Consider the following 18604-nt stretch of genomic DNA (forward strand, 5'->3'; position numbering starts at 1 on the left):
CTCTCCGAATCACGCGATGGACGGCGACACTACGGTGTTCTTGGTATCACACACGGTCAGGGTTTGCAAGGCGGCGCTCAGCTCGGGGAACAGCGCCAGCCAGTCCCCGTCCCGGCTCTGGAGCTCGAACGAGCGGGGCGACAGGAGCCGCAGCCGCCGCTGGTACCGGTCCATCAGCCGGCGGATTCCGGCCTCCGGAACCGGCGCCTGGGGGGCGAAGGAGACGGCCATGGTTCCGCCCGTCCCGCCGGACTTCACTTCGACGGAGGCCAGCCGGAGCGACTTGGCCAGCAGCCGGATCTGCATGACCTCGAACAGCCGCTCGACCGGGTCGGGCAGGGGCCCGTACCGGTCCTGGATCTCCCCGTGCAGCAGGGCCAGGTCCCCGACTTGGAGGGCGGAGGAGAGCCGCTTGTAGAGGGAGAGCCGCTGGTGGGCGTCGCCCACGTACTCCTCGGGAATGAACGCGGAGACGGGCAGGTGCAGGGCGGGATCCGGCTCCACCTCCACGACCCGGCCTTTGAGCTCCTGCACCGCCTGCTCGACCATCTGCAGGTAGAAGTCCAGGCCCACCGCGGCAATGTGGCCGGACTGTTGCCGGCCGAGCAGGTTCCCGGCCCCGCGGATCTCCAGGTCGGCCGCGGCGATCCGGAAGCCGGCGCCGAGCTCGGTGAACTCCTGGATCGCGACGAGCCGCTTCTGCGCGTCGCCGCTCAGCGCGCCCTCGTCCGGCACGAAGAAGTAGGCGTAGGCCTGGTGGCCGGCCCGGCCCACCCGGCCGCGCAGTTGGTAGAGCTGCGCGAGCCCGAAGGCGTCCGCCCGGTTGACCAGGATCGTGTTGGCGGTGGGCACGTCCAGGCCGGACTGGATGATGGCGGAGGCCACGAGCACGTCGGCCTCCCGTTGGACGAACTTGAGCATCACCGACTCCAGCAGCCGCTCGTCCATCTGCCCGTGCGCCATCACGACCCGCGCCTCCGGCACCAGTTGCTGGAGCCAGGTTGCCGTCCGCTCCATGGTCTGGACGCGGTTGTGCACGAAGAAGACCTGCCCGCCCCGGCCCAGCTCGCGCACGACGGCCTCGCGGATGACGGTCTCGTTGAACCGGAGCACCTGGGTGCGGATGGCCAGCCGGCCGGGCGGCGGGGTCTCGATCACCGAGAGGTCGCGGACCCCCGACATGGCCATCTGGAGCGTGCGCGGGATCGGCGTGGCCGTGAGGGTCAGGACGTCCACCTGCGTCCGGAGCTGCTTGAGCCGCTCCTTGTGCCGGACGCCGAACCACTGCTCCTCGTCGACGACGACCAGCCCCAGATTCCGGAACTGCACGTCCTTCTGGAGCAGGCGGTGGGTGCCGATCACGACGTCGATCGTTCCGGCGGCCAGCTCGCGGAGGACGGCCCGGGACTCCTTGGGCGACTGGAAGCGCGAGAGCGTCGCCACCTTGACCGGAAAGGGGGCGAACCGGGCGGAGAAGTTGTCGTAGTGCTGCTGGGCGAGGAGCGTCGTGGGGACGAGCACGGCCACCTGGCGGTTGTTCTCCACGGCCATGAAGGCCGCCCGCATGGCCACCTCGGTCTTGCCGTAGCCCACGTCGCCGCACACCAGGCGGTCCATGGGCTTGGCGGACTCCATGTCGCGCCGGATGTCCTCGATGGCCCGGCGCTGGTCCGCGGTCTCCTCGTACTCGAAGGCCGCCTCGAACTCGTGGGCGAGCGTGCTGTCGCCCAGGTACTCCGGGCGCTGGACGACCTCGCGGTTCGCGTAGAGCTGGACCAGCTCCTGCGCCATCTCCAGGATGCTCTGCTTGACCCGCGCCGTCGTGCGGGCCCAGCTCGTGCCGCCGAGCCGGTCCATCCGGGGCTGGTTCCCGTCCGCGCCGCGGTACCGTTGCACCTGGTTCAGCCGGTCGAGGGGGACGTAGAGCTTGTCGCCGCCCGCGTACTCCAGGATCAGGTAGTCGCTCTGGAACCCTTGGACGTCCAGGCGCCGCAACCCCTCGTACCGCCCGATCCCGTGCTGGACGTGGACCACGAAGTCGCCGGGGTTCAGATCCTCGAGCGAGGAGAGGAAGGTCGCGGCCTTGCTCTTCGCGGGCGGCCGGTGCCGCATCCCCTTGGCGAAGAGCTCTTCCTCGGTGACGATCGCCAGCCGTCCCTCGGGCGAGACGAATCCGGCGGAGAGGTCTCCCTGAACCAGCAGGAAGGGCCGTTTCTGCTCGCGGGCCGGCCCGCCCGTCCAGTCCTGGGGCTTCCAGCGGGTCGCGGGCAGGTCGTGCTCCGCGAACAGCGCCAGCAACCGATCCACCTGCCCGCGGCTGCGCGCGACGAGCAGGATGCGGCTGCCTTCCCGCAGCCGATCCAGCAGGACCAGGGTCTGCGAGAAGGGTGTGCCGCGCTGTGCCAGGCCGACGCTGCCCGGCGACTGGGACGGAAAGGGCACGACGGGGGTCCAGGAACCGTCCGGCGGAGCCAGCGGCTCCAAGGCCAGACGGGGGGAGGCGGCCATGCGGTCCAGCACGGAGTCCCAGTCGAGGTAAAACCGATCCGGCGCCGGGTAGGGGGCCCCGTGGCGGGCATAGGCCTCCGCCGCCTCCTCGCGGAACTCCTGCGCCTTCTTGCTCAGCGCCTGAGGCTGGTCCAGCGCAACGATCGGCCGGCTCGGAAAATAATCGAGGAGCAGGTCCATGGACGGATAAACCTCCGGCCCGCGCCACTCGGCGTCTGGCGGGAGGGGGCCGCCGTCACCCGGTCCGGCCTCGGGCGCGATCAGCTCCCGTGCCGGCAGGACCCAGGCCCGGGCCAGCTTGCCGGTGGACTTTTGCGTGGCGGGGTCGAAGAGCCGCACCGACTCCACCGTGTCGCCCAGGAACTCCACCCGGAGCGGTTCGGCGTAAGCCGTCGAGTAGATGTCCACGATGCCGCCCCGGACGCTGAACTCGCCGGGAATCTCCACCACCGAGCCGCGCCGGTACCCCAGCCGGAGGAGGCGGGCGGCCAGCGCCTCCCGCTCGATCGTCCCGCCGGGCGTGAGCGGGAGGCAGGCCTCCGTGAACACGGACCGCGGGAGCAGACGCTGGACGAGCGCGGGCACGGAGGTGACGAGCACCGTGGGAGCGCCCTGGATCAGTCGGTGGAGGGCCCGCATCCGTCGCGACACGAGGTCCACGTGCGGCGGCGTCGGCTCGTAGGGCAGGGTCTCCCATTCGGGGAAGAGGGCCAGCGTCTCCTGATCGAGCCCCAGCAACGAAGAAAAGAACCGCAGGTCGTCGTAGACCCGTTCGGCTGCCTCGTCGGAGGTGGCCACGACCAGCCAGGGCCGGTCCTTGAGCCCCGCGGTCTGGGCCGATCTGGTCAGGAGCGTCACGGCGAAGGCCGCCGTCGAGCCGTGCAGCCCGGTCAGACAGGCTTTGCCGGCGTCGCGTTCGAGCGTTTCCAGAACGGGCCTGAGGATCTGATCCCACATCGGCGGATGGAGCGGATGGGTCACGGGTGACGCGTCAGGATTGCGAGGCTCTGATCTTCTGGACGAGAGCCGTGGTGGACACTCCGGGCACCAGCGGGATCGTCTTGACGAGCCCGCCGCGGGCCTCGACGGTGTCCCGGCCGATGATCTGGTCCGGGGCCCAGTCGCCGCCCTTCACGAGCAGGTCGGGCTGGAGCTCGGCGATGAGCCGGCCCGGGTCGGGTTCGTCGAACAGTACGACGTAGTCCACGCAGGCCAGCGCCGCCAGCACCTCGGCGCGCTGGGCCTCCGGCACGATGGGGCGCTCGACGCCCTTGCTCAACGCGCGGACCGAGGCGTCCCCGTTCACGCCCACGACCAGCAGGTCGCCCAGCGCCCTGGCCTCCTGCAGGTATCGGGTGTGTCCGACGTGCAGCAGGTCGAAGCAGCCGTTCGTGAACACGATGCGCGCCCCATTGGCCCGGCGGGCGGCCAGGAGCCGGCTCAGCTCGGCGCGGGTCTTGATTTTGTCGGTCATGGCGACATCTTAACGAAAGAGCCTGGTAAAATCATAGTCCGAGCCCGGCGGGGCACGAATGGCGCGCTTCCGCTCGCTCAACGGGGAACTGTGGGCAGGCGTGAGGGCAGACGGATGATGAGGAGTGGGTGGGGCGGCCCTTACGGCTTGCCGTTCAGCACGTCCCGGATCTTGCGCGCCAGCTCCTCGCGGGTGGCCGGCTTCCGGATGAACGCGACGCCGGCCTCGAGCGAGCCGGGGCGCAGCGCCACGTCGTCCGTGTAGCCCGACATGAAGAGGACGCGGGTCTCCGGCCTCAGCGCCGCCATGTTCTCGGCCAGCTCCTGGCCGTTCATGCCCGGCATGATGACGTCGGTCAGCAGGAGGTGGATGGGGCCCCGATGCTCCTGGCAGATGCTGAGGGCTTCCTGCCCCCGGCTCGCCTCCAGAATCTTGTATCCCAGCGCCTCCAGCATGCCCCGCACCACCTCGCGCACCGCGTCGTCGTCTTCCGCGACCAGGATCGTTTCCCACCCGGTCGCCGGATCGGCGGCCTGATCCTGCGGGGCCAGCGCGGGCGCGACGGGAGCCGCCACCTGCGGGAGGAAAATGCTGACGCTGGTCCCCCGCCCCGGCTCGCTCGCCATCTCGATGATCCCGCCGCTCTGCTCGATGATGCCGTAGACCGTGGCCAGGCCGAGCCCCGTGCCCTTCCCCCGCCCCTTGGTCGTGAAGAAAGGCTCGAAGCAGTGTTCCAGCGTCGAGGCGTCCATGCCGACGCCGGTGTCGCGCACCTCGAGCCGGACGAAGGCTTGGGCCCGGGCGAGGCCCAGTTTCCGGGCCAGGCGCTCGTCCCTTTCGAGGATGGCCGTCGAGATCGTCAGCTTGCCGCCCTGGGGCATGGCGTCCCGCGCGTTGAGGACGAGGTTCACGAGCGCCTGCTCGATCTGGCCCCGGTCGGCGCGGATCCGTCCCGCCGCCGGGGCGAGGGCCGTGACGAGCTCGATGTGCTCGCCGATCAGCGGGCGGAGCAGGGTCTGCAGGTTCAGGACCACCGCGTTCAGGTCCAGCTCGACGGGCTGGAGCACCTGTTTGCGGCTGAAGGCCAGCAGTTGATTCGTGAGAAGCGCGGCCCTGTGCCCGGCCTTGTTGATCTGCTCGACCTTCCTCCGGGCCGGATCGTCCGGGTTCAAGTCCGACAGGAGGAGCTGGCAGTACCCGGTCACGACGGTCAGCAGGTTGTTGAATTCGTGCGCGATGCCGCCGGCCAGGCGTCCCACCGCCTCCAGCTTCTGGGACTGCCGGGCCTGCTCCTCGCTCCGGCGGAGCGCCTCTTCGGCGCGCTTGCGCTCGGTGATGTCGCGGACCACCCAGATCACGCCGCCGTGCTCCAGCCTGGTCAGCGACAGCTCCTGCGGGAACGTCCCGCCGTCCCGCCTCCGGCCGACCGCCTCGCCCCGCCACTGCCCTTCCGCTGAGAGACGGGGCAGCACCTCGCGTTCGAAGCGCGCGAGTTCCCGCTCGTCGTAGAGGCTCCGCCAGGACCGGCCGACGAGCTGCTGAGCCTGCTCGCACCCATGCAGCCGGGCCTGCGCGAGGTTGGCGTAGGTGAAGATTTCGTTGGCGTCGGTCACAGCCATGCCGTCCATGGACGCTTCCAGCGCGGCCAGTTGCTCCGAGTCGGTGATGTCCTGGGCGAACACGATCACCCCGGCGACGGTGCCTTTTTCGTCACGGTAGGGGAGCTTGTCCGTGCGGATCCAGCGCTTCTCGCCGGAACCCGTCCGGTAGGGCTCGACGATGCCGAGCTTGGGCTGGCCGGAGGCGATCACTTCGAGGTCGCCCTGGTGGTACGTGGCCGCCTCCTCCGGGTAGAGGTCGTAGACGGACCGGCCTTCCACCTCCGTCACCCGCCGCCCGATGGAGTCCGCCGCCGTCTTGTTGGCGCGCAGGATGCGGTTGTGCCGGTCCTTGTACCAGATCATGGCCGGGACGGAGTCGAAGATCACCTGCTGCTCCTTCTTCTGCTGGAAAAGGGTTTCTTCCGCCGTCTTCAGCCGCAGGATCAGGAACGTGGCCGCCCAGATCACGCCCACCACCATCATGCGCATGAGGCCGGCGGTCCGGTCGGGCACGCCGGGATGGGCGAAGAGGGCGCCGAGCACGATGAGAGCGGAGTAGGCCGAGGCCAGCAGGAACGCGACGCGCCGGTCGGGGGGCCGGAGCGTCAGCATGAGCGGGATCAGGTACAGGGTGAGGACGGCCACGCCGAACGGCGTCGCCACGTCCAGGATGAAAAGCCCGACGGTCAGGAGGACGGCGGCGGGGGTGATGAAAGGGCGGAGTCTCGTCACGAGCATATTCGGACGGAGCCAGCGGGGCTCCTCTCCTCCTACGTGAGGAGCGTAATCAACGGTGGAGAGGAGGGTATCATATAGCCTCCTGACGGGAGAAAGCAACGTTGCTCTACGATGATTTTCGCAGGGAGGGGGGCAACGGGACGGGGATGAACGGCTGCGGAGGCCTTTTTATGCGAACGCCAGCGGGAGATCGAGCTGGAGAGCCAGCCCCGAGCCCTTCCCCGTCGCCCGAAGGCGCCTGGCTTGCGCGGGGCGTACTTCCGCAAGCGTTCCGAGGCACGCGCCGCAGCGGTGGCGGCTCGGCCGGATCGTCCGCCGCTGCCGCCGATAGACCTGTCCGCAGGCGAGGCAGCGCCAGGCGTAAGCGGCCAGCTTGGCCACCGCCTCGTCCAACGAGTGACGGACCGTGATGCCGAGCCCGTCGCGGTTCATCTCGGCCATCTTGCGGAGGAAGTCCGGGCCGTGGTTCGGCCGCCGCTTCAACACGTCGAACTGCCACTGGTGGATCATCTCGTGCGCCAGCGTGCCGAGCAGCTCGGCCTCCGGCTGGTCGTGCAGGAGCGGCACCGACAGGCGGATGCAGCGCCGGCCGGCCGGATCGGGGCAGCGCGGCCCGCTGCGGCTGGAGAACATCCCGGCCGAGGCGGTCAGCCGGTCGCTCCATCCGATCTCGATCGGGGGAAGGACGTTGCGGAAGTAGCGGGCGTTCAAGTCCGCCCAGAAGGCGCGCAGCCGATCGGCGGGGCAGGCCCGAACGAGGTCCGGCGGGCCGGGGGGCGTCATCGCCTCGCCAAGGCTTCGACCACTGCGGCGGCCAGCAACGGAATCATGATCTCGTGGTGGCCGGTGAGGGAGTAGCCGCGCCCCCCCTTCTGGGTGGGGCGCCGGACCACGTTCGTCATCGGGCGGTAGTGGGTCAGGAAGTCCATGTTGACGGTCGTGATGTCGGTCAGCGGGTGCCCGAGGTTCCGGCCCAGCGTGACGGTCTTGAGGAAGACCTCCGGCAGGATCACCGCCGACCCCCAATTGAGGTACACGCCGCCCTCCATCCCCGCCACGACCGCAGCCAGCTTGCGGAAGTCCAGGAGCGAGCAGGCCCCGATCGCAGCCCCGTCCGCCGAGGGGTGCATGTGGATGATGTCGGTGCCCAGGGCCACGTGGACGGTCACGGGAAGGTTCAGCCGCGCGCCGGTGGCCAGGATGCTGGTCCGCCGGTTCGGGAACTGCCGCTTGTGCTGGTTGATGTAGTAGCCGACCGCCTCCCCGAGCCCCAGCCCCTCCTTGCTGCCCCGCACGATCGCCTCGTTCAGCATCCGCCCGGTCTCCTCCGCCATCCCGAAACGGCCGGAGTCGATTTCCGCGTCCACCTCCTCCGAGGTGTGGCCCATGAGCGCCAGCTCGAAGTCGTGGATGATCACGGCCCCGTTCATCGCGACCGCGGTCACGATGCCGCGCTCCATCAGGTCCACCAGGATCGGATTGAGGCCGACCTTCGTGACGTGCGCGCCCAGGCCGACGATGACCGGCCGGCCGCGGCGGCGCGCCCGCACGATCGCCTGCACGACGGCGCGCAGGGTCTTGACGGCCAGGATGTCGGGGAGCGTCCGGAGGAACCAGTCGAGCGAGCCGCCGCGCCGCCAGGGCACGGAGAAGTCGGACAGCTTGACCTTGCTGTGCCGGCGCGCCAGCGGATAGGTCTTCAGCCGGGAGACGTCGATCGGGCGGACGGGGCCGGACGGTCGGGCCCGGCGCGGGGCGCGGCGGGGGTTACGCAAAGAGCCCTTCCTCGATCAGCTCGCAGAGTACGTGGCCGAGCGTGAGGTGACATTCCTGGATGCGGGCGGTCACGGTGGAAGGCACGACGAACGGATGCTCCACCATCCCGGCCAGCTTGCCGCCGGCGCCGCCGGTCCAGCCCGCCGTCACGAGCCCGCGCTCGCGCGCGGCCTCCACGCCCTTGAGCACGTTCGGGGAGTTGCCGCTCGTGCTGATCGCGATCGCGATGTCGCCCTTCTGCCCGTGGGCCCTCACCTGGCGGGCGAAGGTTTCCGTGTAGTCGTAGTCGTTGGCGATGCAGGTCAGCGCCGCCGGGTCGGCGGTCAGGGCCAGGGCGGGGAGCGGCGCGCGGTCCTTGTGGTAGCGGCCGACGAACTCCGCGGCGATGTGGGAGGCGTCGGTGGCGCTCCCGCCGTTCCCGAAGAGGAGCACCTTGCGCCCCTCCCGGAAGGCCTGCGCGATGAGGCGCGCGAGCCGCTCGATCCGGTCCGCGTGCTCGCGGACGAAGCGCCGCTTGACCTCAGCGCTCTCCTCGAAGGCCTGAATCACCCGCTCGTTCATGCGGCGATTCTAGGCGAGCCCGGACGGTCTGTCAAACCGCGGGATGCAGCCGGTTAGCCGGTGGGGAGAAAGGCGTCCGCCGACCAGCCGCGCGTCGGCGGCGAGGATCCGTGCCGGTCCTTCTTGGCGGCCCGCCTGGTCCGGAGCGCGGCCACGGTCCGCGCGAGCGCGTCCTGGAAGGCCATCTCCTGATCGGGTCGCACCCGATCGGCCACCAGGCTGAGCGTCAGCGGAGGAGAGTCCGCGTGCCCCGCCTGCCACTCGCCGAGCCGGTCCTCCAGCCGGAGAAGCAGGGCGTCGGCCGCCAGCTCGGAGGTCTCCAGCAGCAGGACGGCGAACACGTCCGGCTCGATGCGCGCCACCACGTCGGAGGTCCGGAACGTGCACCGGAGGAGCCGGGCCGTCTCCCGGAGGCTGGCTTCGTGAACCGGCTCCCACCCGCCGTCCGCCGGCAGGCCGTCCACCCCGACGACGAACAGGATCGCCTCCCGCTTCACCCGGCGCAGGAGCTTGAGATAGTGCTCGGCGAAAAATACCAGCCCGAACCGGCTCCACGCGCCGGTCAGGGGGTCCAGGACGCCCTCGGTCATCGTGCGCTCCCTCCGGTGTTCCAATCGGCTGTTTCGGCGGCTGGCTTGAGCCCGATTGCTAACGAGCGAAGACGCGACGAAACCGCGTCTCCGGTCCGGTTGATTGGTGGGGACCCCGGTGCTATAGTCCGCCCGCGATGGCTGCGGAAGCTCCCGTGAAAGCCCTGCTGCTCGCGATGACCGACGACGCGCCGGCCGCGGTGTACTCCGTCAATCGCCTCAAGCCGGAGCTGCTCTGCTTCTTCCTCCCCGAATCGGCCAAGCCGCTGGTCGAGACCTCCGTCCAGCCCCACATCGCCCAGATGCCGCGCAAGTGGGACTGGGTCGTCACGCCGGACTCCGCCCGGTTTCTGACCTGCCACCGGACGCTCGCGCGGGTGCTGCCCGAGCTCCTGCGGACCTGGGAGGTGCAGCCGGGCGAGCTGGTCCTGGACCTGACCGGCGCGACGCCCGCCATGGCCGCCGCGCTGGCCTTGGCGGCGGTTCCGTTCACCTCGCGCACGGTGACGCTGGCCCAGCCGGGCGGGGGCGAGGGCGAGGCGGTCGAGGTGGAAGGCAGGGAGCGGGCCTGGATTCAGGGGAACCCCTGGGACGAAGCGGCGGCCCTCTCGCGGCGCGAGGCCAGCGAGCGGTTCAACCGGGGAGACTTTTCCGCCGCCGCGGCGCTCTTCCGCCAGCTCGAGGTCCGGGTCAGCGGGGGACAGAAGCCTCTGTACCGGGCGCTGGCCGATCTGGCCGAAGGTTACGGTCTCTGGGAACGGTTCCAGTATCGGCCGGCCTGGGACAAGCTCAAGACGTCGCTCAAGGCCCTGGAGATGGCGTCCGTCTGGGGCGGCCCGCCCGGCCTCAAGGCCGTGCTGCCCCCAATCAAGCAGAACGCCGGCTTTCTCGAAAGGCTCGTGCTGGACCCGCTGGAGGTGAAAGAGGCCCTGGCCTACGACCTCCTCGCCCATGCGCGCCGGCGGGCGGACGCGGACCATCATCTCGAAGCGGCCGTCGTCGCGCTCCTGCGCGCGCTGGAGGCCCTGGCCCAGCACCGGCTGTTCAAACAGTACAAGGTCAAGACCTGGGACGTGCGCCCCGAGCAATTGCCGGCCGCGCTCCAGGAATCCTGCCGCACCTGCTTCCTGGACGACGTGGACGGGAAGTACAAGCTCCCGCTCCAGGCGCAGTTTCGCACCCTGGCCGGGCTGGGGGACCAGATGGGCCAGGCCTATCTCGCCCAGTGGCCCAAGATGAAGCCCCTGCTGGACGCGGCCAGCCAGGCCGTGCTGGGCCACGGGTTCGAGCCGATCAAAGCGGAGCGGTTTTCGCAGTTGTACGACGTGGTGATCAAGCTGACCGGCGTGAATGAGGCGGCGCTCCCGAGGTTCCCGACGCTAAACCTGTAAGAGCATATGGCCTATAGCTGATGGCAGGAGCCAATGGGGATGATGCCGGTTTGCAGGACTTTCTGACGGGAAATCACGTGTCTTGTCGCTTTGAAGGGTTGGAGATCTGGAAGTTGGCGAAGGAGTATGCGACGAAAGTCTATTCCGCCACGGCAAAGTTTCCACGGCATGAAGATTATGGATTGCGATCCCAGATGAATCGCGCCGTGAACTCAATCAGCCTGAACATAGCAGAAGGATCAGCGAAGAGCTCTGAGAAGGCGTTTGATCACCACCTTGAAATCGCGGTCGGTTCGACTTTCGAGGCGGTTGCAGCCTCGTTCCTTGCTCTGGAACGGGCGTACATCTCGACAGAAGAGCACGCGGTCCTCTACGAGCGGGGCAGCGATTGGCGAAGCGCATCAATGCGTTCCGCAGCACATTGTTCATGATCTGACTCTTGCCATAAGCCATACGCCATAGGCTATACGCTGTTGATCGCATGGACATCCGCATCTACTACGAAGACACCGACTGCGGCGGGGTGGTGTACTACGCCAACTACCTGAGGTATTTCGAGCGGGCGCGCACGCACTATTTGGAGGAGCGGGGGTTCTCGGTGGCCGGGCTGCTGAAGGAAGGGACCCAGTTCGTCGTCGTCCGGGCGCAGGCGGAGTACCGCGCCCCGGCCCGCTACGGCGAGACGCTGGCGATCGAGACGACGATCGGCGAGATCGGGAAGGCCTCGCTCACGTTCACGCACGTGATCCGCGAGAAGACCAGCGGGCGCCTGGTGGTGGAGGGCTCGGCGACCCTCGCGACGATGGACATGGACGGGAAGGTCAAGCGGCTGGCCCCGGCCCTCGTCCGGGCCCTGCAGGAGCCACCCAAAGGAGCATCCTGATGCCGGAGAAATTCGGAACCTGGCTGGCGATCGCCGCCGTGGCGGTGGGCTTCCTCGTCCTGCTCTGGCTCCTGTTCGCGGAGGGGCCGAAGGACAGGAAAAAGAAGTAGCTCGTCACTCGTCATCCGCCATTCGGCCGGAAGACTATCTACAAGATGGAAAAGGCTGAGGGGCGAAGCGGCCGGCCAGGAAAGATCTCAACTCGTTCACGAACGGTAGTGGCCTTTCAAGGGCGACTGCTTGACGATCTTGTCCACCGCTTCTTTGGCGGTCTTGAGGTCCGTGTCGTGAAGCTCCCGGTACAGTCTGATGGCCAGGACCTTCTGGCCCTGGACCGCCAGGCGCTCCACGTCCTGGTCGGTGCCCTGGCCGGCCGGCGGGTAGAGGCCCGTCCGCTGGGCTTGGCGGACTCGCGCCCTATGGATCGCGTCAAGCAGGAACACCAGGCCGATGACGAGGCCGATGGCTCCGGCCAGCGCGTAGATGATGGTCATCAGCATGAGGCACCACGCTACACCAAGGCGGCTACTTGCACGAAGTACTCGGTCACCGGCTCCGTGAAGTCGTTGTCCGTCCAATAGTCGGTGTGGGCCCCCAGAATCGTGCCGGTATCAATCGCGATGTCCTCGGTCACCACGCGGGCGTAGGCGCGGTTGATGGGTTTCAGCGGGTAGCCGAGAACGTCGTCCGGGTCGTAGAAGTTCAGCCACTTGCAGGCTGCGTCCACCTTGGCCTTGGACTGCCCCGGGAAGCAGTCGTATACGAGCTCGCCGGGCAGCGAGATCGGTTCGATGTCGGATTTGCGGTAGGCCAGCGTGAACAACGGGATGTTGCAGCCGAACATGATCAGTCCCAGGAGAGTCTTGCACCGGGCGAGCTGGCTGCGCGCCGACGCCGGATATCGTTCATGCCGCTGGGCGTCCCAGACGTAGTTCGAGACGATGGCGCAGCCGAGGGAGTGGGCCATGACGATCAGGGGGGTCCGCGGCGGGTCTTCCAGATCGTCCTTCAACTCCTCGATCGCCTTGGCCAGCTCGTCGTGGATCTCGTCGTACACCTCCGACTCCGAGTTGGGCGGGCCCACGTAGGCCAGGGCGTCCCCGAAGCCGCTGATCACGATGTCCTTTCTGAGCTCCTCCCACGAGAGGTCGTTGTCCTTCGACAGGTCCCGGTACAGGTCGTTCTCCGCCCCCTCCATCACCTTGCCCCACCAGGCCGAGCCGAAGGCGAAGAGGTCGGGATTGACCCCTTCATCGCTGATGCGGTCGCGGAGCTCCTCCACCATGTCGTCCGCGAACGACGCGTCTTGGTTGCCCATCCCGTGCACGCAGAGCACCGCGATCCGAGCCATGACGCACTCCCCGTTCGAGCCTTGGTCGGCCGGGCGGCCCGACGATCCCCACCAACCCCGGCTCAGTTAGCATCTGCCACTTAGACGACCCTGTCAAGAAAGGGTACAAACCGGGTACATAGGTGACAGTTGAAACCGGGAACATGGGTGACACTGCTAACATGGCTGACCTTCAGGAGGTTGGCCATGCCCTGGCAGGAGACCGCACCCGTGGACCAGCGTGAACGATTCATTGACGATCACGAAAAATCGCCTTTGGATGCCCCGCCCGGCAGGGCGGGGCTCTTTACTACCGGCGGGTCGCGGTGCTCGTACTCGGAGAACGCGGCGAGGAACGAGAAGAACCACTGGAACCCAGCCGAGTGCTCGGTGAACGGCAGCGACAGCGAGTGCCGGTTGTCCCAGATGCGCAGCTTCATCTCGTCAAGCACTGACTGCTGGCCCTGCTGGTTCGATACCGTGCGCTGCGTAATGTCCGGCTGCACGCGGAGTTCAGGATTCTGAGACCAATACTATTCACGTCGTCTGTCAGGGCGTTAGCGACGTTCTCAAGCTCACGCTTCCGGCGCTCGTAGTCCGGGTTCAGCATATACTCCCTCTCGGTGCCGCCGAGTATTAGCAGCGCGCGCGCCGTAGCGTCAGACTCGCTGAGCTTGTCGTTCTTCAGCACGTCCTGGATCTTCACGCTGTACGGCAACTTGCTGTATTCGGCAAAGTAGAAGAATTCCGGGAGGCGATCCTTGGCCACGCTCCACGCGGCGTCATTGAAGTTATCTTCCCGACCGAGCAGCGTCTTGAGCGCCGACTGCGCGTTTGTGAACAACTTGTGGTCTTCGGCGGCTTCCTTGCTCTTCTCCACATCCGCAGCGAGCTTCGCCTTCAGGGCCTCGAAGTCCGCAAGCGCGGCGTAGGCGGCCTGTTCCGCCGCCGGTACGGGGTTCTTGGCGACGAAATTCCTGACGGCCTGCTGCTCCTTGCAACCGCTCTCCCAGCGAAATTCGTTGCTGTAGTTCTTCCACAGCCGCAGGCTGGTTCCGGCGGTGACAACGCCCGGACCGAACTTCTCCTCCATCACCTTGACGTCGGCAGGCTCCCATTCAAGGCCGACCTCGACCGGCTCGAACTCCTTCTGGTTTACGCCTTCGTTGCGGTGCCGCTTCTCGGGCCAGGCCGGGTAGTGGTCGTGGATCACGAACTCGGGCTTCGATCGCGCGGGCTTTACCCGCCATAGGGCATTCAGGAAGGCGCTCTTACCGGATTCGTTTTTGCCGACGAGGCACGTCACCTTGTCCTCGATCGCCACCTCGGTGGAGTCGAGGATGTTCCGGAACATTCGCACGCGAACGGTCTTGAGTTTCATGCACCCTCCAGCCTACTCACCGAGTGTCCAATGCCGCCTAATAAGTGAACCGCTTAGGGTCCTGCGATACACGCGCGGTTTATCTCGTTCCAGCTCCCAAGCGTCCATCCTGGAAATATCCGCAATGTCAGTCCCTTGTGGGCCTTTGTCAAGGCACCACCGGTCGGGATAGACGGCGGAGCCCGGCGGTCTATCCGGACATTCGACGGCGGTATATTCAGACATCGCCCCCAGTCTATGGAGCTGACATGGAACCGGTCAGAGCCGATCAGCCGGGCTCGCCACACCGCTTCCACCTCGATTGAGCACATGGGTATAGATCATCGTCCCGCTAACATTCCGGTGTCCTTTTCCCTAGCGGGCGGTGGTCAGTTCCCACTGCCTGGCGCGAGCCGTCAATTCTTGAACGTGTTGCGGCCAGTCGTGCAAGGTGGCAGGATCAAAGTCTGCACCGTTGGGCCAGACCAGCGTATGCACTTCAGGGTCAATCCTGACTTGGTTGAACAGGGACATCTCGCGCAACGGTCCATAGAGGTCTCCTGCCAGAACAGGCCGGAAGTCAATGACCCGCTCTGTGTTATCGTCAAAGCAAAGGCGTAAGATATAAGCTCCGGCGATTTCACAGGCGGTCACGCGATAAATGGGATGAGCCATCTTTCCCTCCCTTATGTGAGGGGTTGAATGGGGAGCGGTCTGTGGCCTTCCTGCAACAGTTGCCAATCCTTCCGCAGTTCCGCTTGGTGCAATTCCGCCCAGGCCTCGACGAGACGCTGTTGGCGCCTGGGTAGAGATCCAGCGATCAACTCAATCGGATCAAGACTGTAGATGCCGACGTCGTCCTGATGGTATGCGTGGAAGTGAGGGACATGGTGTGGGCCACCGACTTCTGCAAACATGCGAATGATGATCCCAAGAAGCGACTGAGTTCGGGCATGCCCCAAATCTTATCGTCAAAGCTGAGAACTGATGCAAAGGCCGTAATAGCCTATTGAGCTAGAATTACATGCTTATTGGAAAGCTGTGTCAAGCGCGTCTCATAAGGCGGGAGAGCGTATAGCAGATAGCAGATGGCTGACGGAAGGAATCGTTGTCGGCTATCAGCTCTGCACTCTTCCTGCGCTCGTGCCACCAGCCATAAGCCATAGGCTCTTGGCTTTGCGGCCATCCGCTCTTAGCGGCTCCCCGGCTTCGCGTAGCCCTCGCCCTTGAGGATGTCCGCGACGTTCCGGTCGTTGACGTACACGTCGGCGACGGTCCGCCCGTACTTGTCCAGGGCCTGCGGGACGATCCGGACCGGTCCCTCCCGGAGCAGCAAATCCAGTCGCTGGGAGGCCTCGAACCCGCCGGACTCGGAGACCTCCGGCGTGTCTATGCCACGGAGACGAATCCGCTCCGCCCCATAGGCGAAGGTGTCGCCGTCAATCAGGCGGAGGTGCCAGCCGTCCAGGAGGCGGGGCTGGAGCTCCCGCGCCAGCCAGGGATAGCGGGCGAGCAGGGCCTGGCGGAGGAAGGCCGCGCCACGGTTTTCGTGAGGGCGGCTGGACGATCTGACCCAGCTCGGCACGTGCACGGTCTTGCGCTGTTTGCGGGAGCCGGTGAGGCGGCGGGGCGCCGCCGGAGCCGGCCGGATTTTCACCGCCGAGAAAGCCGTACAGACGCATGGAGACTTGGCGGGACCGGCTTGGGTGGCCGGCGGTGCCTTGTCGCGCTTGCCGGCCGCGCGGGACTTGCCGTCGGCGGCGACCGGCACGGTCAACAGGATGACGAGGAGACAACAGACGATCGCGATCCATAGAAGGGAACGACGCATGGACGATCACCTCCCTCTGCCGAGGGACAGTGCAAGAGCCGTGCACGCCCCTCACCCTTCCCTCTCCCACGTGTGGAGAGGGAAGGACGCGGCGGAAGCGTGGATGGGCGCGGGTAACAGAAGGGTCAGGAAGGGATGGCTGGGGATGGGTTCGAGACAAAAAAGAAGCCCGCCCCTGTGTGGAAGGGAACGCGGCGGCGAGCTTGGATGAGATCGGACCGGACCCCACGCTGAGCTGGTTGTCCCGCATCGTCGCGGTTGTGGCCGGCTTTGCCGACCGTGCCTACTGGCACCGAGCGGGCGATGCGTGCCTTCGGTCCTGATCTGCACTCGCGGACGCGCAACCTTCGGGGAGACTCACAGGGGCGGGCCACCCTTGTCCGGTGGCGTCATGGCTGAGCGGAATCACCTCCCTCCGGTATCGAGTTGGGGAGTCGACTCCCGGTTCGTAAAATGCGCCCGTCCTGGAACAATGTCAAGACTGTATTTGACCTGGGGACATCGCATGAAACGTGCCAGGCTCTTCGCCCTGTCCACAGCAGGTTGACAAAGCCGAAAAGCGCGTGCTCAAATCCCGGTGATGCGTCATGGGTGATGGGTGACATGACCCCGTCGCAAAAATGGAGGCATAAACCATGGATATGTTTGGCAAGGTGGGGCTGGTCGAGATCCCGGTCCTCATTGCGCCGGACCAGAAGGTGTGGCTGGACCGCATGATCAAAGAGGGCAAGATCGCGGTCCCCCCAGGCGGCACGCTGGAAAAGGGCTCGCTCTACTCGATGTTCATCCGCATGCTGCTCCACAACGCGATGGAGGAGCAGAAGCGGCAAGAGGCGCTGGAATCGGAGGATGAGGACGAGTAGGCCGCGCGGGTGAATCGAAACCGATTCAGTCTGTATCTCACTCGGTACAGCCGCGACCGAGGAGCCTATAGCTTATGGCGAATGGCTTATTGCCGAAGCCAAGGGGCTGAGAGCCTATGGCTATTCTGCGAAGTCTGGTGTCTGACCGTCTTCTGTCTCTGGCCATACGCCATCAGCTATACGCTATAAGCTCTTGAACGCGGCTCTCGCGCCCGCGATCGTGTGCGCGATGTCGGCGGCCGAGTGGACCGTCGAGAGGAAGGCCGCTTCGAACTGGGACGGCGCCAGGTAGACGCCCTGCTCCAGCATCCGGCGGAAGAACTTCGCGTAGGCCTGCGTGTCGGACTGCCTCGCCGAGGCATAGTCCACCACCGGTCCCTTCGTAAAGAACGTGCAGAGCATGGACCCCACGCGGGTCTGCGTGACGGGCACCCCGGCCTTCTTCGCCGCCTCGCCCAGCCCTTCCGACAATTCCGCCGCCCGCGCCTCCAGCTTCCGGTAGAGGCCCGGCTTCTTGAGCTGCGTGAGCGTCTCGATTCCCGCGGTCACCGCCAGGGGATTGCCCGACAGGGTGCCGGCCTGGTAGACCGGTCCGGCCGGCGCGATCATCCGCATGATCTCCCGCTTGCCTCCGTACGCGCCCACCGGCAGCCCGCCGCCGATGATCTTGCCCAGGCAGGTGAGGTCCGGCGAGATTCCGTAGAGGGTCTGCGCGCCCCCGTAGTGGACGCGGAAGCCGGTGATCACTTCGTCGAAGATCAGCAGGATGCCGTGCGCCCGCGTCAGCTCCCGCAGGCCGTGGAGGAAGTCGTCCCCCGGCGGCACCACGCCCATGTTGCCCGCCACCGGCTCCAGGATCACGCAGGCCAACTCCCGGTGGTGAGCCTGGATGAGTTGCTGCACGGTCTTGAGATCGTTGTAGGGGGCGGTCAGGGTGTGTTTCGCGAAGTCCGCCGGCACGCCGGGGCTGTCCGGGATGCCGAGCGTCGCGAGGCCCGAGCCGGCCTTGGCGAGCAGGTAGTCGCTGTGCCCGTGGTAGCAGCCCTCGAACTTGAGGATCTTGTTGCGCTTCGTGAAGGCGCGGGCCAGCCGGATCGCGCTCATCACCGCCTCTGTCCCCGAGCTGACCAGCCTGACCTCCTCCATAGAGGGGACGGCCGCGGCGATCATCTTGGCGAGGCGGACTTCCAATTCGGTCGGCGCGCCATAGCTCGTCCCGTTCGCCGCCGCGCGGGCGATCGCCTTGACGACCGGCGCCGGCGCGTGGCCGAGGATCATCGGGCCCCAGGAGAGCACGTAGTCAATGAAGCTGTTCCCGTCCACGTCGTAGAGCCGCGCGCCCTTGGCCTTCTTGATGAACAGGGGCTGCCCGCCCACGGAGCGGAAGGCGCGCACGGGGCTGTTCACCCCGCCGGGGATGTATCGCTGGGCTTCGGCGAAGAGCTGCTGTGAGCGGGTCGTCTTCATCGCTGATCGCAAGTGGCAGAAGGCGGCGCACCCTATCACGCGGTCGTCGGGAGGGTCAAGCTGTGGGAAACGAACACACCATCTGGTGAGGCCAACAAGCACTCTTGACCCCCTCCCAGAAAACTAGGCCAGCCAAAACTGGGAAAATCGGCTAAGCTTGCAGCCCTCCAACTCAGGAGGGCGCATCATGAAAAAGAGCAAGTTTTCGGAAGAGCAGATCGCCACGGCCCT

At 66.7% G+C, this 18604-nt stretch carries 19 protein-coding genes; 4 read left to right on the top strand and 15 right to left on the bottom strand.

Annotated elements, in window-relative coordinates:
* Window positions 1-9: 9 nt before the first annotated feature.
* The 7 genes from mfd to AB1411_10225 all read right to left on the bottom strand — a co-directional run bounded on the left by mfd (window position 10) and on the right by AB1411_10225 (window position 9248).
* A complete protein-coding gene (gene mfd, locus AB1411_10195) occupies window positions 10-3465 on the bottom strand; it encodes a transcription-repair coupling factor (protein ID MEW6543966.1) in 3456 nt (1151 codons plus the stop codon).
* A gap of 34 nt (window positions 3466-3499) precedes the next feature.
* Window positions 3500-3982, bottom strand: coding sequence for a D-glycero-beta-D-manno-heptose 1-phosphate adenylyltransferase (gene rfaE2 / locus AB1411_10200; protein MEW6543967.1), 483 nt, complete (start codon window positions 3980-3982; stop codon window positions 3500-3502).
* Between the two features lie 140 nt (window positions 3983-4122).
* Complete coding sequence (locus AB1411_10205; protein MEW6543968.1) at window positions 4123-6321, bottom strand: PAS domain-containing protein; 2199 nt, start codon at window positions 6319-6321, stop codon at window positions 4123-4125.
* Window positions 6322-6489: 168 nt separating this feature from the next.
* Window positions 6490-7104 carry a SprT-like domain-containing protein gene (locus AB1411_10210; protein ID MEW6543969.1) on the bottom strand — a complete coding sequence of 205 codons (615 nt, stop codon included), beginning with the start codon at window positions 7102-7104 and terminating at the stop codon, window positions 6490-6492.
* Window positions 7101-8096, bottom strand: a complete 996-nt coding sequence (locus tag AB1411_10215) for a hypothetical protein (protein ID MEW6543970.1) — start codon at window positions 8094-8096, stop codon at window positions 7101-7103. The genes AB1411_10210 and AB1411_10215 overlap by 4 nt, the downstream gene beginning before the upstream one ends.
* A complete protein-coding gene (locus AB1411_10220) occupies window positions 8089-8658 on the bottom strand; it encodes a D-sedoheptulose 7-phosphate isomerase (protein MEW6543971.1) in 570 nt (189 codons plus the stop codon). The genes AB1411_10215 and AB1411_10220 overlap by 8 nt, the downstream gene beginning before the upstream one ends.
* Before the next feature lie 53 nt (window positions 8659-8711).
* Complete coding sequence (locus AB1411_10225) at window positions 8712-9248, bottom strand: diguanylate cyclase (GenBank protein MEW6543972.1); 537 nt, start codon at window positions 9246-9248, stop codon at window positions 8712-8714.
* Window positions 9249-9403: 155 nt separating this feature from the next.
* Here AB1411_10225 and AB1411_10230 point away from each other — a divergent pair, with 155 nt between their 5' ends.
* From AB1411_10230 to AB1411_10240, 3 genes are read left to right on the top strand one after another with little or no spacing between them, the layout of a single operon-like run.
* Complete coding sequence (locus tag AB1411_10230) at window positions 9404-10639, top strand: TIGR02710 family CRISPR-associated CARF protein (GenBank protein ID MEW6543973.1); 1236 nt, start codon at window positions 9404-9406, stop codon at window positions 10637-10639.
* Between the two features lie 20 nt (window positions 10640-10659).
* The gene (locus AB1411_10235) at window positions 10660-11070 is read left to right on the top strand and encodes a four helix bundle protein (protein MEW6543974.1); all 411 of its coding nucleotides are present in this window, start codon (window positions 10660-10662) and stop codon (window positions 11068-11070) included.
* A 50-nt stretch (window positions 11071-11120) separates the two neighbouring features.
* Entirely contained in the window at window positions 11121-11522 is a 402-nt protein-coding gene (locus AB1411_10240; GenBank protein MEW6543975.1) for a YbgC/FadM family acyl-CoA thioesterase, read from the top strand.
* A 206-nt stretch (window positions 11523-11728) separates the two neighbouring features.
* Here AB1411_10240 and AB1411_10245 read toward each other — a convergent pair whose 3' ends face one another.
* The 7 genes from AB1411_10245 to AB1411_10275 form a co-directional block, all read right to left on the bottom strand.
* Window positions 11729-12016 carry a hypothetical protein gene (locus AB1411_10245; protein MEW6543976.1) on the bottom strand — a complete coding sequence of 96 codons (288 nt, stop codon included), beginning with the start codon at window positions 12014-12016 and terminating at the stop codon, window positions 11729-11731.
* A 17-nt stretch (window positions 12017-12033) separates the two neighbouring features.
* The gene (locus AB1411_10250) at window positions 12034-12873 is read right to left on the bottom strand and encodes a hypothetical protein (protein ID MEW6543977.1); all 840 of its coding nucleotides are present in this window, start codon (window positions 12871-12873) and stop codon (window positions 12034-12036) included.
* A gap of 239 nt (window positions 12874-13112) precedes the next feature.
* On the bottom strand, window positions 13113-13292 hold the full coding sequence (locus AB1411_10255; protein MEW6543978.1) for a hypothetical protein: 180 nt from the start codon (window positions 13290-13292) through the stop codon (window positions 13113-13115).
* The gene (locus tag AB1411_10260) at window positions 13289-14233 is read right to left on the bottom strand and encodes an AAA family ATPase (GenBank protein MEW6543979.1); all 945 of its coding nucleotides are present in this window, start codon (window positions 14231-14233) and stop codon (window positions 13289-13291) included. The genes AB1411_10255 and AB1411_10260 overlap by 4 nt, the downstream gene beginning before the upstream one ends.
* 354 nt (window positions 14234-14587) lie before the next feature.
* Window positions 14588-14887, bottom strand: a complete 300-nt coding sequence (locus tag AB1411_10265) for a DUF2442 domain-containing protein (protein MEW6543980.1) — start codon at window positions 14885-14887, stop codon at window positions 14588-14590.
* Window positions 14888-14898: 11 nt separating this feature from the next.
* Window positions 14899-15129, bottom strand: a complete 231-nt coding sequence (locus AB1411_10270) for a DUF4160 domain-containing protein (GenBank protein ID MEW6543981.1) — start codon at window positions 15127-15129, stop codon at window positions 14899-14901.
* 275 nt (window positions 15130-15404) lie between these two features.
* Window positions 15405-16043 (bottom strand): thermonuclease family protein, encoded by a 639-nt coding sequence (locus AB1411_10275; GenBank protein MEW6543982.1) that lies wholly within the window; start codon window positions 16041-16043, stop codon window positions 15405-15407.
* Between the two features lie 635 nt (window positions 16044-16678).
* Here AB1411_10275 and AB1411_10280 point away from each other — a divergent pair.
* Window positions 16679-16906, top strand: coding sequence for a hypothetical protein (locus AB1411_10280; protein MEW6543983.1), 228 nt, complete (start codon window positions 16679-16681; stop codon window positions 16904-16906).
* 183 nt (window positions 16907-17089) lie between these two features.
* On the opposite strand, the gene hemL is transcribed toward AB1411_10280, so the two are convergent.
* A complete protein-coding gene (gene hemL, locus AB1411_10285; protein ID MEW6543984.1) occupies window positions 17090-18373 on the bottom strand; it encodes a glutamate-1-semialdehyde 2,1-aminomutase in 1284 nt (427 codons plus the stop codon).
* Window positions 18374-18604 lie beyond the last annotated feature (231 nt).

Source organism: Nitrospirota bacterium, from assembly GCA_040757595.1.
Classification (GTDB): domain Bacteria; phylum Nitrospirota; class Nitrospiria; order Nitrospirales; family Nitrospiraceae; genus JBFLWP01.

Excerpts from the sequence above, each read along its gene's own strand:
- mfd (MEW6543966.1), bottom strand. The coding sequence starts at position 3,465 with ATGTGGGATCAGATCCTCAGGCCCGTTCTGGAAACGCTCGAACGCGAC.
- rfaE2 (MEW6543967.1), bottom strand. The coding sequence starts at position 3,982 with ATGACCGACAAAATCAAGACCCGCGCCGAGCTGAGCCGGCTCCTGGCC.
- AB1411_10205 (MEW6543968.1), bottom strand. The coding sequence starts at position 6,321 with ATGCTCGTGACGAGACTCCGCCCTTTCATCACCCCCGCCGCCGTCCTC.
- AB1411_10210 (MEW6543969.1), bottom strand. The coding sequence starts at position 7,104 with ATGACGCCCCCCGGCCCGCCGGACCTCGTTCGGGCCTGCCCCGCCGAT.
- AB1411_10220 (MEW6543971.1), bottom strand. The coding sequence starts at position 8,658 with ATGAACGAGCGGGTGATTCAGGCCTTCGAGGAGAGCGCTGAGGTCAAG.
- AB1411_10225 (MEW6543972.1), bottom strand. The coding sequence starts at position 9,248 with ATGACCGAGGGCGTCCTGGACCCCCTGACCGGCGCGTGGAGCCGGTTC.
- AB1411_10235 (MEW6543974.1), top strand. The coding sequence starts at position 10,660 with ATGGCAGGAGCCAATGGGGATGATGCCGGTTTGCAGGACTTTCTGACG.
- AB1411_10240 (MEW6543975.1), top strand. The coding sequence starts at position 11,121 with ATGGACATCCGCATCTACTACGAAGACACCGACTGCGGCGGGGTGGTG.
- AB1411_10245 (MEW6543976.1), bottom strand. The coding sequence starts at position 12,016 with ATGACCATCATCTACGCGCTGGCCGGAGCCATCGGCCTCGTCATCGGC.
- AB1411_10250 (MEW6543977.1), bottom strand. The coding sequence starts at position 12,873 with ATGGCTCGGATCGCGGTGCTCTGCGTGCACGGGATGGGCAACCAAGAC.
- AB1411_10255 (MEW6543978.1), bottom strand. The coding sequence starts at position 13,292 with ATGAAGCTGCGCATCTGGGACAACCGGCACTCGCTGTCGCTGCCGTTC.
- AB1411_10260 (MEW6543979.1), bottom strand. The coding sequence starts at position 14,233 with ATGAAACTCAAGACCGTTCGCGTGCGAATGTTCCGGAACATCCTCGAC.
- AB1411_10265 (MEW6543980.1), bottom strand. The coding sequence starts at position 14,887 with ATGGCTCATCCCATTTATCGCGTGACCGCCTGTGAAATCGCCGGAGCT.
- AB1411_10270 (MEW6543981.1), bottom strand. The coding sequence starts at position 15,129 with ATGTTTGCAGAAGTCGGTGGCCCACACCATGTCCCTCACTTCCACGCA.
- AB1411_10275 (MEW6543982.1), bottom strand. The coding sequence starts at position 16,043 with ATGCGTCGTTCCCTTCTATGGATCGCGATCGTCTGTTGTCTCCTCGTC.
- AB1411_10280 (MEW6543983.1), top strand. The coding sequence starts at position 16,679 with ATGGATATGTTTGGCAAGGTGGGGCTGGTCGAGATCCCGGTCCTCATT.
- hemL (MEW6543984.1), bottom strand. The coding sequence starts at position 18,373 with ATGAAGACGACCCGCTCACAGCAGCTCTTCGCCGAAGCCCAGCGATAC.